General features: G+C 63.8%; 11 protein-coding genes. 10 read left to right on the forward strand and 1 reads right to left on the reverse strand.

Translation table 11 applies throughout. The features are described 5' to 3' along the window. Positions 1-130: 130 nt before the first annotated feature. The 5 genes from ppsA to Q0C59_RS02585 all read left to right on the forward strand — a co-directional run bounded on the left by ppsA (position 131) and on the right by Q0C59_RS02585 (position 8,232). Positions 131-2,542, forward strand: coding sequence for a phosphoenolpyruvate synthase (gene ppsA / locus Q0C59_RS02565; protein ID WP_291211269.1), 2,412 nt, complete (start codon positions 131-133; stop codon positions 2,540-2,542). A gap of 155 nt (positions 2,543-2,697) precedes the next feature. Next, positions 2,698-2,910: a hypothetical protein gene (locus tag Q0C59_RS02570; RefSeq protein WP_291211271.1), complete on the forward strand. Its 213-nt coding sequence runs from the start codon at positions 2,698-2,700 to the stop codon at positions 2,908-2,910. Between the two features lie 2 nt (positions 2,911-2,912). Next, positions 2,913-5,666 carry a sensor histidine kinase gene (locus Q0C59_RS02575; protein ID WP_291211274.1) on the forward strand — a complete coding sequence of 918 codons (2,754 nt, stop codon included), beginning with the start codon at positions 2,913-2,915 and terminating at the stop codon, positions 5,664-5,666. Further along, positions 5,663-6,037, forward strand: a complete 375-nt coding sequence (locus Q0C59_RS02580; RefSeq protein WP_291211277.1) for a response regulator transcription factor — start codon at positions 5,663-5,665, stop codon at positions 6,035-6,037. The genes Q0C59_RS02575 and Q0C59_RS02580 overlap by 4 nt, the downstream gene beginning before the upstream one ends. Then, positions 6,034-8,232 carry an exonuclease domain-containing protein gene (locus Q0C59_RS02585; RefSeq protein WP_291211280.1) on the forward strand — a complete coding sequence of 733 codons (2,199 nt, stop codon included), beginning with the start codon at positions 6,034-6,036 and terminating at the stop codon, positions 8,230-8,232. Before Q0C59_RS02580 ends, Q0C59_RS02585 begins: the two co-directional genes overlap by 4 nt. 24 nt (positions 8,233-8,256) lie before the next feature. Here the strand turns inward: Q0C59_RS02585 and Q0C59_RS02590 are convergent, their stop codons facing one another. Further along, positions 8,257-9,747, reverse strand: a complete 1,491-nt coding sequence (locus Q0C59_RS02590; protein ID WP_291211283.1) for a putative nucleotidyltransferase substrate binding domain-containing protein — start codon at positions 9,745-9,747, stop codon at positions 8,257-8,259. Positions 9,748-9,923: 176 nt separating this feature from the next. On the opposite strand from Q0C59_RS02590, the gene Q0C59_RS02595 reads away from it, so the two are divergent. The 5 genes from Q0C59_RS02595 (at position 9,924) to rpsF (ending at position 13,908) form a co-directional block, all read left to right on the forward strand. Next, on the forward strand, positions 9,924-10,220 hold the full coding sequence (locus tag Q0C59_RS02595) for a hypothetical protein (protein ID WP_291211286.1): 297 nt from the start codon (positions 9,924-9,926) through the stop codon (positions 10,218-10,220). Further along, the gene (locus Q0C59_RS02600) at positions 10,217-10,789 is read left to right on the forward strand and encodes a tetratricopeptide repeat protein (protein WP_291211289.1); all 573 of its coding nucleotides are present in this window, start codon (positions 10,217-10,219) and stop codon (positions 10,787-10,789) included. Before Q0C59_RS02595 ends, Q0C59_RS02600 begins: the two co-directional genes overlap by 4 nt. 146 nt (positions 10,790-10,935) lie before the next feature. After that, the gene (locus Q0C59_RS02605; protein ID WP_204731649.1) at positions 10,936-11,196 is read left to right on the forward strand and encodes a DUF4212 domain-containing protein; all 261 of its coding nucleotides are present in this window, start codon (positions 10,936-10,938) and stop codon (positions 11,194-11,196) included. A 4-nt stretch (positions 11,197-11,200) separates the two neighbouring features. Beyond that, a complete protein-coding gene (locus tag Q0C59_RS02610) occupies positions 11,201-13,318 on the forward strand; it encodes a sodium:solute symporter family protein (RefSeq protein WP_291211295.1) in 2,118 nt (705 codons plus the stop codon). A 188-nt stretch (positions 13,319-13,506) separates the two neighbouring features. Next, positions 13,507-13,908 (forward strand): 30S ribosomal protein S6, encoded by a 402-nt coding sequence (gene rpsF, locus Q0C59_RS02615; RefSeq protein ID WP_291211297.1) that lies wholly within the window; start codon positions 13,507-13,509, stop codon positions 13,906-13,908. The last annotated feature ends 83 nt before the right edge of the window (positions 13,909-13,991 follow it).

Raw genomic sequence — 13,991 nt, forward strand, 5'->3', positions numbered from 1 at the left:
TGTGTCGGGGTCATTATCAATGGCCCTGCCGTCTCATTTGCCTCCCTGCCCGGTGCCAGACCCACAACAGAACAACAGGTCGCCAGCCCCTGCATGGACAACCCGGTTTTTCAACCTTAGGAGTTTTCCCATGTCCCACCTGTTTGGAGCGACCGATCTGGTCGTGCCGTTCGAGCACCTGCGCATGACCGATGTCGAGTCGGTCGGCGGCAAGAACGCCAGCCTCGGCGAGATGATTTCGCAGCTGCCCAGCGGCGTGAAAGTGCCCACCGGTTTTGCCACCACGGCACACGCCTTCCGCGAGTTCCTTGCGTTCGATGGCCTGACCGGGCGCATCAATGCGCGACTGGACGCGCTGGACACCGAAGACGTGCGCGCCCTGGCCGAAGCCGGTGCCGAGATCCGCGCCATGGTGGAAAACCAGCCTTTCCCGGCCGATCTGGAGAAGGCCATCCGCGAAGCGTTTGTGACCCTCACCCACGGCAACGACACGGCCTCGTTCGCCGTGCGTTCCTCGGCCACCGCCGAAGACCTGCCTGACGCCTCGTTTGCCGGCCAGCAGGAGACCTTCCTCAACGTGATCGGCATCGAAGAGGTGCTGCACAAGATGAAGGAGGTTTTTGCGTCCCTTTACAACGACCGCGCCATCAGCTACCGCGTGCACAAAGGGTTTGCCCATGCCGACGTGGCCCTGAGTGCCGGCGTGCAGCGCATGGTGCGCTCTGACCTGGGTGCCGCTGGTGTCATGTTCACCATCGACACCGAGAGTGGTTTTGAAGATGTGGTGTTCATCACCAGCAGCTACGGCCTGGGTGAGACCGTGGTGCAGGGCGCCGTGAACCCCGACGAGTTTTATGTGCACAAGCCCATGCTCAAGGCCGGCAAGCGCGCGCTGATTCGCCGCAACCTGGGCAGCAAGCTGATCCAGATGGGCTTCACGTCTGGAGCCGAAAAGTCGGGCGATGGCCTCCACAAGGGCAAGCTGGTGAAGACCACCGACGTGCCGGTGGAGCTGCGCAACCGCTACAGCCTGTCCGACGCTGATGTGGAGCAGCTCGCGCGTTACGCCGTGGTGATCGAACAGCACTATGGCCGCCCGATGGACATCGAGTGGGGCAAGGACGGCATCGATGGCGAGCTCTACATCCTGCAGGCCCGCCCCGAGACGGTGAAGAGCCAGAGCGCGGGCAAGACTGAGGTGCGCTACAAGCTCAAGGGCAAGGGCACGGTGCTGGCTTCGGGCCGCGCCATCGGCCAGAAGGTGGGCACGGGCCCGGTGCGCCTGGTGCACAACATCAGCGAGATGGACAAGGTGCAGCCCGGAGACGTGCTGGTGACCGACATGACCGACCCGAACTGGGAGCCGGTGATGAAGCGGGCGAGCGCCATCGTGACCAACCGCGGCGGGCGCACCTGCCATGCGGCCATCATTGCGCGCGAGCTGGGCATTCCAGCCGTGGTCGGTTGTGGCGACGCCACCGAGCACCTGAAGGACGGCACGCTGGTCACGGTGAGCTGCGCCGAGGGTGACACCGGCCACATTTACGACGGCTTGCTGGAGACCGAGATCACCGAAGTGCAGCGCGGCGAGATGCCCCCGCTGGACGTGAAGATCATGATGAACGTGGGCAACCCCCAGCTGGCGTTTGACTTCTGCCAGATTCCCAACGGCGGCGTGGGCCTGGCGCGACTCGAATTCATCATCAACAACAACATCGGCGTGCACCCCAAGGCGATCCTGGACTACCCCGCTGTGGACGCCGACCTGAAGAAGGCGGTGGAGTCGGTGGCCCGAGGCCATGCCTCGCCCCGTGCGTTCTACGTGGACAAGGTCGCCGAAGGCGTGGCCACCATCGCCGCGGCCTTCTGGCCCAAGCCGGTGATCGTGCGCTTGTCGGATTTCAAGAGCAACGAGTACCGCAAGCTGGTGGGCGGTTCGCGCTACGAGCCCGACGAAGAGAACCCGATGCTGGGTTTCCGCGGTGCGGCACGCTACATCAGCGAAGACTTCCGCGAAGCCTTTGCCATGGAATGCGAAGCGCTCAAGCGCGTGCGCGAAGACATGGGCCTGGACAACGTGCAGGTGATGGTGCCGTTCGTGCGCACACTGGCGCAGGCCAAGCGCGTGACCGAGCTCATGGCCGACAAGGGCTTGAAGCGCGGTGACAACGGCCTGAAGGTCATCATGATGTGCGAGATCCCGAGCAACGCGGTGCTGGCCAAGGACTTCCTGCAGTACTTCGACGGCTTCTCCATCGGCTCCAACGACCTGACCCAGCTCACCCTGGGCCTGGACCGCGACTCCGGACTGGAGCTGCTCGCTCACGATTTCGACGAGCGCGATCCGGCCGTGAAGGCGCTGCTGAAGATGGCCATCAGCGCCTGCCGGGCCGAGGGCAAGTACGTGGGCATCTGCGGCCAGGGGCCCAGCGACCACCCCGACTTTGCGCAGTGGCTGCGCGACGAGGGCATCAGCTCGATCTCGTTGAACCCGGACTCGGTGGTCGACACTTGGCAGCTGCTGGCGTCCAGCCAGAAGTGAGTGATCAACGCTGCGGCGTTTGAAAGGAGAGCGGCAGCGGGCAACCCTGCCGCTTTTTTCATGGGCCGCTGCGTCAGCCTGAGGTCAGTGCATGGCGCACAATCCCATCGCACACCGTTGGCAATGACCCTTGGTGGCCGATCGAGGAGACACACATGTTCAAAGGCCTTGCCGCCCAGCGCCTGGTGGCCCTGTTCTTCGCCGCTGCGGCGTTGTTCAACTTTCCGTTGCTGGCCCTGTGGGACCACGATGCGCGCGTGTGGGGATTGCCCTTGTTCCCGCTGGCGCTGTTCGTCATCTGGGGCGTGTTGATCGCCGCCCTGGCCTGGGTCGTGGAACACCACAGCAACGTGTCACACACCGACTGAGCATGCTGTCGGCCCCGCTGGTCATTGGCGTCTCATTTGCCTACCTGCTGCTGCTGTTTGCGGTGGCCTACTGGGGCGACCTGAGGGCGGCTCAAGGCCGCTCGGTGATCTCAAGCCCCTGGGTGTACGCGCTGTCCATGGCGGTGTACTGCACCGCGTGGACCTACTTCGGCAGCGTCGGACGTGCCGCCAACTCGGGCGTGTGGTTCCTGCCGATCTACCTCGGTCCCATGCTGGCCATGCTGCTGGCCTGGATGGTGGTGCGCAAGATGATCCGCATCGCAAAGACTTACCGCATCACCTCCATTGCCGACTTCATTGCCAGCCGCTACGGCAAGAGCCCGCTGCTTGCAGGCCTGGTGACGCTGATCACGGTGGTGGGCATCGTTCCCTACATCGCCCTGCAGCTCAAGGCCATCGCCAGCGGCTACGCGGTGCTCACCTCACCGCTGGGCATGCCGGCGGTGCAGAGCGCCGACTGGTGGAGCGACAGCACGCTGTATGTGGCGCTGGCCCTCGCCGGCTTCACCATCGTGTTCGGCGCGCGCCACCTGGACAGCACCGAACGGCACGAGGGCATGGTGGCGGCGATTGCGTTCGAGTCGGTGGTCAAGCTGGTGGCCTTCATGGCGGTGGGCCTGTTCGTCTGCTTCGGTCTCTTTTCAAGTCCGGCCGATCTGTTCGACCAGGCCCATGCGGTGGACGAATTGCGCCGCCTGATGCAGTTTGGCCAGGGCCAGCCGTTTGCCTATGCGCAGTGGCTGGGGCTGACCTTGCTGGCCATGCTGTCGGTGATCTTTCTGCCGCGCCAGTTCCAGGTGATGGTGGTGGAGAACGTGGATGAGAACCACCTCAAGCGCGCGGTCTGGGCGTTTCCGCTGTATTTGCTGCTGATCAACCTGTTCGTGTTGCCGATCGCGCTGGGTGGTTTGCTGCATTTCGGGTCGGGGCGCATGGACCCGGAGACCTTTGTGCTGTCGCTGCCGCTGTCGCAAGGGCAGGGCGCGCTGGCGCTGTTTGCCTTTGTGGGAGGGCTGTCGGCTGCCACCGGCATGGTGATCGTCGAAGCCATCGCGGTGTCCACCATGGTGTGCAACGACCTGGTGATGCCGCTGCTGCTGCGCATGCGGCGTTTTGGCGCCCGCGCCAGCGGCGACCTCACCGCCGTGCTGCTGCGCATCCGGCGGCTGGCCATCCTGGGCATCCTGCTGCTGGGCTACCTCTATTTCCACCTGGCCGGCGAGGCCTACGCGCTGGTGAGCATTGGTCTGATCAGCTTCGCGGCCGTGGCGCAGTTCGCGCCCGCCCTGCTGGGCGGCATGTACTGGAAGGGCGGCACGCAGCGCGGTGCGTTGACGGGCTTGCTGCTGGGATTTGCCTTCTGGGCCTACACGCTCATGCTGCCTTCGTTGGTGAAGTCGGGCTGGCTCACCGCCGGCTTCATGGATCAGGGGCCCTTTGGCTGGTGGTTGCTCAAGCCCGAGGCCTTTCTGGGTCTGGCCGGGCTGGACAACCTCACGCACTCGCTGATCTGGAGCCTGCTGGCCAACGTGGCCGGCTACGTGGGCGTGTCGCTCTGGCGCGCCCCCACCGCACGCGAGACCAGCCAGGCCTTGTTGTTTGTGGATGTGTTCCACCGCACCGCGGCATCGCGCCCGGTGTTCTGGCAAGGCAAGGCGCAGGTGTCGGCCTTGCTGCCGCTGGTGGGGCGCTTCCTGGGGGTGGAGGCGGCACAGCGCCTGTTTGCCGACTACGCGCTGCGCGTGGGCGCGCGCCAGATTGAGCAGATCCCGGCCGACGCGCGGCTGGTGCATTTTGTGGAAACCCAGCTGGCGGGCGCCATCGGCAGCGCCTCGGCGCGGGTGATGGTGGCCTCGGTGGTGGAGGAGGAGGCGCTGGACCTCGACGACGTCATGCGCATCCTGGACGAGGCCTCGCAGCTTCGCGCTTACTCGCACGCGCTGGAGGAAAAGTCGCAGTCGCTGGAGCGTGCCACGGACGAGCTGCGCCAGGCCAACGAGCAACTCAAGAGCCTGGACCGGCTCAAGGACGATTTCATGTCTTCGGTCACCCACGAACTGCGCACTCCCTTGACCTCGATCAGGGCCCTGGCCGAGCTGATGCGCGACGATACAGGGATGGACTCCGTGCAACGCCAGCAGTTTGTGGGCATCATCGTGGGCGAGACCGAACGCCTGAGCCGGCTGGTGAACCAGGTGCTGGACATGGCCAAGATCGAGTCTGGCCACGCCGAGTGGCACGATGACGAGGTGGACATGAAAGTGCTGTTGCAGCAGGCGGCCAGCACCATGGCCGAGCCACTGCGCGAGCGGGGTGTCACGCTGTCGCTGGAGTTGGCTGAGCATGTACAACCCCTGCATGCCGACGCCGACCGGTTGATGCAGGTGGTGCTCAACCTGCTGTCGAACGCGGCGAAGTACGCGCCGCGGGACACAGGCCAAGTGGTGGTGCGGCTGCGGGAGGGCGACGAGGGTGTGGAAGTGGAAGTGCAAGACAACGGACCGGGCATCGATCCCGACCAGCAAGCCATGGTGTTCGAGAAGTTCCGGCAAGTGGAAGGTGACGCGCATTACCGACCCGGTGGCACCGGCCTGGGTTTGCCCATCAGCCGTCAGATCGTGGCCCACTTCGGGGGGCGCATGTGGCTTCGGTCTGACGTGGGGAAGGGGGCGGTGTTCGGCTTTTGTTTGCCGCGCCGGAGACCAGAAACAACAGCTCAAGGAGACACGACATGAGCCACAAGATCCTGATCGCAGACGACGAGCCCAACATCCTGATCTCGCTGGAGTTCCTCATGAAGCGCGAGGGCTTCGAGGTGGTGCTGGCGCGTGATGGGCAGGAGGCCATCGATGCCATCGTGCGCGAGCGTCCGGCGTTGGTGTTGCTCGACGTGATGATGCCGATCAAGACCGGGTTCGACGTGTGCAGCGAGGTGCGGGCCAGCGAGGCCGTGAGCAACACCCTGATCGTGATGCTGACCGCGAAGGGACGCGACACCGACATCGCCAAGGGACTGGCGTTGGGCGCCAACGCCTACATGACCAAGCCGTTCTCCACCAAGGAACTGGTGCAGAAGGTGCGTGAACTGCTGGAGCCAGAGGCATGAGCCGACGGCGCGTGGACCGTCGCTTGTGGCTGGGCGTGGCGCTGGCGGGCGTTGCGCTGCTGCTGTGGCTGGTGGCGACTGCAGGCATCGTCTGGTCGACGCTGGACGGGCAGGAGCGAGAGCGTCTGGTCGAATTGCTGGCCTCGCGCAGCACGCTGGTGGTCATGATGGTGCTGGTGCTGATGGCGGCGCTGGCCTTTGCCACGCGGGCTCTGGTGGGGCATTTCATTGAACCAGTGGCCCAGCTCGCCGAAGAAGGCATGGTGCTGGTGCGCACCGACGTGGCCCGCAGCCTGCCGCCCCAGGGCAGCGCCGAGAACCGCGCCGTCACCGGCGTGATCAACCAGCTGGTGGCGCAACGCACGCGGTTGCGCGAAGAGATGGATGTGCGGGTGCAGGAGGCCAGTCGTGACATCGAACAGGAAAGAGGTCGGCTCGCCGCGCTCATGGCCGAACTCACTCAAAGCGTGGTGGTGTGCAACCTGGACGGGCGCATCCTGCTCTACAACCAGCGTGCGAAGCAACAGTTCCGGGCTCTGTCCCAGGCACCCGAGGTGGCCGGCGGTGCCGAGCTGATTGGTCTGGGCCGTTCCATTTACGCCGTGTTTGACCGCAAGCTGGTGGCCCACGCGCTGGAGAACATCCAGCAACGAATGCTCTCGGGTGTGGCCCAACCGTCGGCGCAGTTCGTGACCTCGACCGCTGTGGGCCAGTTGCTGCGTGTTCAGATGGCGCCGGTGCGCTCCAGCCAGGCCCAGGCCGCCGAAGATACTGCCGACCGCGCCGAGCTGACCGGTTTCGTGCTGATGCTCGACAACATCACCCGCGAGTTTGAAGCCGAGTCAGCGCGCGACCGTGTGCTGCACACCTTGACGGAAGGCACGCGCTCGGCCCTGGCCAACACACAGGCCGCGCTCGATGTGCTCGACCACCCCGAGCTGGAGCCCGCTGCCCGCGAGCGTTTTCTGCGGGTCGTCCGCGAAGAGACCGCTGCGCTGGGCCGTCGGATTGCCGGCATCGAATCAGACGCCGCGCAAAGCCTGAAAACGCGTTGGCCGCTGGAGGACATGCTGGGCGCCGATCTCGTGTCTGCAGCCTTGCGCCGCATCGAGATCGTGACCGGGCTGCCTGCCTCTGCGCTGGAGGTGAACCCCGCGCTCTGGCTCAAGGTCGAGAGTTTTTCTCTGTTGCAGGTGCTGGTGTATCTGGCAGGCCGACTGAGCGAGGAGTTCGGCGTGCGCTATGTGCAGGTGCGCCTGGAGACAGCCGCGGGCAGCGCCGGCAAGGCCCAGTTCGACCTCGTGTGGTCGGGCCAGGCCATGAGCAACGAAACCGTGATGAGTTGGGAGATGGATGCCATGACATCGGGCGCCGAGACCACGGGTCTCACGGTGCGCGACGTGGTTGAGCGACATGGTGGGGCCTTCTGGTTCGAGCGGGAGCGCTCGCGCCATCAGGCGTTTTTTCGCATCCTTCTGCCGCTGGCCGACCCGCGCGACCCAGCCGATGCCATCAACTTCGTGCGCAATGAGAGTCGGCCCGAGTACTACGACTTTGATCTCTTCAAGACCACCGAGCAGACCCGATCGCTCGACGAGCGCCGCCTGGTCGACCTGGTCTACACCGTGTTCGATACCGAGACCACCGGGCTGGAGCCCGGGCAGGGCGACGAGATCATCCAGATCGGCGCAGCGCGCATCGTCAACGGCAAGCTGCTGCGCCAGGAGTGTTTTGAACAGCTGGTGGACCCGCGGCGCAGCATTCCTGCAGCCTCCATTCCGATCCACGGCATTCAGCCTGCCATGGTGGTGGGACAGCCAACGATCAGCGAGGTGCTGCCCGCCTTCCACGCCTTTGCGCAGGACACCGTGCTGGTGGCGCACAACGCCGCCTTCGACATGCGCTTTCTGCAGCTCAAGGAGAAGTCCACCGGTGTGGTTTTCGATCAACCCGTGCTCGATACCCTGCTGCTGTCGGCGGTGATCCACCCCAACCAGGATTCGCACCGCCTGGAGGCCATTGCCGAGCGCTTCGACGTGCCGGTGATCGGGCGGCACACAGCCATGGGCGATGCCATGGTGACGGCCGAGATCTTCATCAAGCTGATCCCGCTGCTGGCGCAGCAGGGCATCCATACCCTCGGCCAGGCGCGTGAAGCGGCTCAAAAGACCTACTACGCACGCTTGAAGTACTGACGCTCCTCGCGCCGCGAGGGTGATTCAGAATTTGTAGCGGTTCGAGAGCACAGACTGCAGTGTCTGAACGACCTGGAATGCATCCGTGAGCTGTGTGCGCTCGAAGTTTGAGATTTCCGCCGGGTCCAGAAAGTTGTCGGGCGCTTCGCCTTGCGCCATCTGGCGCGCCTGGTGCTGGATGCGCAGCGCCGCCAGAAACTCCAGCGCGTCGCGCAGATCGCGAGCGCTCTGCGCGCTGATGTCTCCACCATCGGCCGCGCTCAGCAGCCGGTCGTGGGTGTTGACCTCGGCATGGCCGCCCGCCAGCGCGTATACGCGTGCCAGATCCACGATGGGCACCACGCCGTTGTGCTTGAGGTTGATGGTGCCCTTGTGTTCACCGCTGCGTGCCGGTGACAGGCCCTTGAAGAAGCCCAGCGGCGGCTGGTGGGTCAGTGCATTGCCGACCATGTGGGCGAGGAAGAGGGTGTTGCCCCGGGTGCGCTGCAAGACGTCGTGGCGCAATCCGTCGAGCAGGCTGGTCTGGCCGTGGATGGCCCGCAGATCGAAGAACACGCATGTGAGCATGAGCGCCTTGGGCTCGGGCTCGCTGGTCCAGCGCCTGAAGTATTCGGCCCAGCGCGCGCGCGGCTGGCGCCACGTGTCGGTCATGGCCATCATCTCCCCGGGACAGAACACATAGCCACACGCGTCCAGGCCAGTGCAGACGAATTGCGTGAGCTGGCGAAAGTAGTCGCCGTGCAGGGCTTCGTCGAACGCATCGTCGAGCACCATGCAGTTGTCCTGATCCGTCCTGGCGGTCTGCTCGCTGCGGGCTTGGGAGCCCGCAGCCACCCACACGTAGTCCACCGGTGCCGGACCCAGCCGCGCTTCTCCGAGTTGCAGCAGCCGGGTGGTGATGGCGTCCGTGATGGCGGTGATGATGTGACCGGTGTTGTAGGCGGTCGCATCGGCCGCTGCCAGGCTTTGCTGCAATGCCCGGATGCGGGTGCTGGCGCGCTGCAGCCCCTCGACCGTTGTCTGTTTGTAGATGTCGCCTGCGAGGTACACCGCCGAGGTGCTGTGCTGTTCGGTCAGATCGGTCGCGGTGATCATGCCGGCGACGCGTTGGCCGTCAAGCACCGGCACATGATGGATGTTGTGGCGCGCCATGAGCAGCAAGGCGTTGAACGCTGGATCATTCAGGTTCACGAAGAACGGCGCCAGCGTGGCGATGTCCATGATCGGTCGCTGCGTGTCCAGCCCGGTTGCAATCACGCGGTTGCGCAGGTCGCGGTCGGTGATCAACCCGAAGAGATGGTCTTGTTCCAGGATCAGGATGGATGACACACGCTGCTCGCTCATGAGCTGCGCGGCAGCACGTATGGTCGTCTGGGGTGGCAGCGTGACCGGTGCGCGTTTGAGCAGCGCGCTCACCGGCATGGTCATGAGCGTGAGTGCAGGATCGGTGGCGGGTTCACCGACGTCCTTGATGGACGGCGCGGAAGTGTCTTCGTCGATTGGGAAGGTGGCCATGTCGCTTTGTTGTGAGTAGGACTTAAGAATCCTTTCTTCATCCTATACCCTGCCGCCCTGTTGAGATGCGGGTAAATCCCTAGAGGGTTTGACCTGCCTCAAGCGGCGTGTCGGCCAGTTTGTAAGAAGTCGGTAAGGTGCAAATCCAGAATGGCGCCAACCCAAGCGAAAGCCACATGCTCTTCTTCATTTCATCCATCAAACTGATCGCTGAAATCGCGCTGCTGGCGCTGTTTGGTCAGTGGGTATTGGGCCTGCTTGCGGGTCAGAAGAAAGACCAGAACCTGTTTTATCAGGTGCTGCAGCAGGTGGGGAAACCCTTCGTTCTGGTGGCGCGCCTGGTGACACCGAAGTTTGTGCTTGAACGCCACCTTCCTTTGGTGGCGTTCTTGATTCTGACCTTTGTATGGGTGGGTGCAACGGTCGCGAAGATCAGCCACTGTCTCAAAATCGGAGTGAGCCTGTGCCAATGAATCCAGTCAATCACTGGTTTGCGCGCTGGCAGATTCGCGGGCTGCTGGTCTTCGGTCGGCGCGACGCGGCACTCATGCAGCTTGACAGCATGCTGGTGGCCGATCCTTCGGATGTGCATGCGCTCGCCACGCGCGCCCATGTTCTGGCCGAGCTCGGCGACAAAGCGGGGGCACTCCAGTCACTCCAGCGCTTGGTCGAGCTTCAGCCGGATCAGGCGCCGCCCTGGTTCAACCTGGGTTTCCTCAGCGAGGAAATGGGGCAACTGGAAGAAGCCGAGGCAGCCTTCCGCCGGGCCACCGAGATCGACCCCCAACTCGACCGGGCCTGGTACGGCCTGGCCCTGAGCCTCATCCGCCAGCGCCGCTTCGACGAAGCCATTCCCGCCCTGCGGAAGAACACCGAACTGCAACCCATGAGCCCCTACGGCTGGTACCAGCTGGCGCGTGTTCATGTGGACCGGCAAGAGCCCGACGAGGCGGCGAAGATCATTCGCCACCTTCGAAAGTTCGAGCCCAAAGTGGCGGCACAGCTGGAGCGCGAGACCGGTCTTGGGCAAGCCCAGGCCTGATTTCACGCTGCTGCTGTGCAGCCTTCAAAAGGGGAAGCCGGTGGGAGCCGGCTTCCGAGAAACGCGGACCGGTTGCAGGCTGCCTGGGGGACATGGGTGGCGTCCGTGATGTGCCCGAGAGGGTGTTCTTGATGGAGGTCGATGGCATGGAACTGACTGACAAGCACCGCCGTTACTGGCGGAAAAACCTCAACATCACGGCCATATTGCTTGCAATCTGGTTTGTCGTGACGTTCGTGGTGAGCTACTTCGCACGTGAACTGAGCTTCAACTTTTTCGGTTGGCCGTTCAGTTTCTGGATGGGTGCCCAGGGCGCCTTGGTGGTGTACTGCGTGATCATTGGGTACTACGCCTGGTACATGAACAAACTCGACATCGAACACGGTGTTGAAGAGATCGAGGAGTAACACCATGGCAGGCATGTTCGAAACCAAAGCCGGCATGAGCACGGGCGATTCCAATCGCGCGTTCAAGCAACAACTCAACAAGGTCTACAAGTGGTACACGGGGGGCTTCTTCGTCTTCGTGGTCGTGCTTGCGATCCTCGAGCAGATGGGTCTTTCACGCGAGTGGATCGGCTTCATCTTCCTGCTCGCCACCATCGGCCTGTACGCCGGCATCGGCATCATGAGCCGCACCACCGATGCCGCTGAGTACTACGTGGCCGGACGAAGAGTTCCGGCCGTCTACAACGGCATGGCCACGGGCGCGGACTGGATGTCTGCGGCGTCGTTCATCGGCATGGCCGGCACGCTCTACCTCACCGGCTACAGCGGCCTGGCCTTCATCATGGGCTGGACCGGTGGCTACTGCCTGGTGGCGCTGTTTCTTGCGCCCTACCTGCGCAAGTTCGGCCAGTTCACCATTCCCGACTTTCTGGGTGAGCGCTACGGCGGCAACCTGCCGCGCTTCATCGGCATCTTTGCCGCCATCCTGTGCTCCTTTGTGTATGTTGTGGCACAGATCTACGGCGTGGGCCTGATCACGTCGCGCCTGACCGGTGTGGCGTTTGAACTGGGCGTGTTCCTGGGGCTGGGCGGCATTCTGGTCTGCTCGTTCCTGGGCGGCATGCGCGCAGTGACCTGGACGCAGGTGGCGCAGTACATCATCCTGATCGTGGCCTACATGATCCCGGTGGTGTGGCTCTCGGTGAAGCAGACCAGCGTGCCCGTGCCGCAGGCCATCTACGGCTTCCAGCTGGAGAAGGTCACGGCCAAGGAAAAGCTGCTCGCAGCCGACCCGAAAGAGCTGGAGGTGCGCGGCATCTTCAAGGCGCGCTCGGATGCACTGGCCGAGAAGCTGAAGGACCCGGCGGCTGCGCTGGCGGCCGACAAGGCCGCAGCGGAGACCAAGCTGGCCGAGCTGAGGGCCGCCAATGCTCCGTCCAGCGAAATCTCTGCCGCAGAGAAGGCGATCGCAGACCTGCCCAAGGATGAGGCCGCAGCCAAAGCCGCCTGGACCCGTGCGAAAGCGGCTGCCGACGTCAAGTCTCGTCCGCTCAACGGCATGCCTCCTCACGCTCAGCAGTTCGCGGGAGACCCCAACGGGGATGCCAAGGCGGTGGAGGCCTATGACACGTCACGTCGCAACTTCCTGGCGCTGATCTTCTGCCTGATGATCGGTACTGCCGCGCTGCCACACATCCTGATGCGCTACTACACGGTGCCCAGCGTGAAGGAAGCCCGGCAGTCGGTGACCTGGTCGCTGTTCTTTATCTTCCTGCTGTACTTCACCGCGCCCGCCCTGGCGGTGCTCGTGAAATACGAGGTGTTCAACGTGTTGATCGGCACACCGATTGATCAGCTGCCCGCCTGGGTGGCATCGTGGAACAAGGTGGATCCTTCGCTGATGGCGATCACCGACATCAACAAGGACGGCATCCTGCAGCTCAACGAGATGACGATCGGTGGTGACATCATCGTGCTGGCAACGGCCGAAATCGGTGGCCTGCCGTACGTGATCTCGGGCCTGGTGGCCGCTGGTGGCCTGGCCGCTGCGCTGTCCACCGCCGATGGCCTGCTGTTGACGATCGCCAACGCGCTGTCGCACGACCTGTACTACAAGATGATCGACCCCAACGCTTCCACCGCCCGCCGCGTCACCATCTCCAAGATGCTGCTGCTGATCGTGGCCCTGGCGGCGGCCTACGTGGCGGCGCAGAAACCGGCGGACATCCTGTTCCTGGTCTCGGCGGCGTTCTCGTTCGCAGCGGCGGCGTTCTTCCCGGCGCTGGTACTGGGCATCTTCTGGAAACGGGCCACCGGCATTGCCGCCTCCATCGGCATGGTCGCCGGCCTGGGCATCACCTTCTATTACATGGTGACCACCCAGCCCTGGATGCGCGGGATCTTCGGTGTGACTTCGCCGGTGGAACTGTGGTTCGGCATCCTGCCGATCTCGGCCGGTGTGTTCGGCGTGCCACTGGGTTTTGCCGTGATCATCCTGGTGAGCCTGGTGACGCCGGCCCCGAGCCGCAAGATCCAGCAACTGGTGGAGCATGTGCGCTATCCGAGCCTGCGCATGAACTGAGCACCGACTTGGTCAGACACTTTCACCGGTCGCCTGGCGGCTGGTGAGCACCAGAACCCGGCCAGTTTCGCGACTGGCCGGGTTTTTTGCTAGAATCGTGGGCTTGCCTTGCTGCACCCCATCTGACGCTGGGGGCAGCTCCAACCCAAGCCCGCCTCAACAGGTGGGCGAATCCACAAGGAGAGTCCATGCGTCATTACGAAATCGTTTTGCTGATCCATCCGGATCAAAGCGAACAAGTTCCAGCCATGCTGGAGCGCTACAAGGGCATGATCACCGCCGGCGGCGGCAAGATCCACCGCGTTGAAGATTGGGGTCGTCGCCAGATGGCTTACCAGATCAACAAGCTGTCCAAGGCCCACTACCTGTGCGTCAACATTGAGGCCGATCAGGCCGTGATGGCCGAACTGGAGCACGCCTTCAAGTTCAACGACGCCGTGCTGCGCCACCTCACCGTGTTGCGCAAAAAAGCCGACACCGGCCCATCGTCCATGATGAAGTCGGTCGAGCGCGAAGAAGCCCGCAAGCTTCAGCAGCCCGAGCAACGCCCTCAGCAGCAGCACCAACCGCAGGAACAGGCCCAGGCTTGATGCCCGGTGCGCGTTAACGTCAACGGGTGAACCAGACTCAATTGTCGGCCGTGGTGGTGCAGGTGCAGAGCCTGCGTTACACA

The sequence above is a fragment of the Hydrogenophaga sp. genome, from assembly GCF_022844385.1.
In the GTDB taxonomy this organism is placed as follows: domain Bacteria; phylum Pseudomonadota; class Gammaproteobacteria; order Burkholderiales; family Burkholderiaceae_C; genus Hydrogenophaga.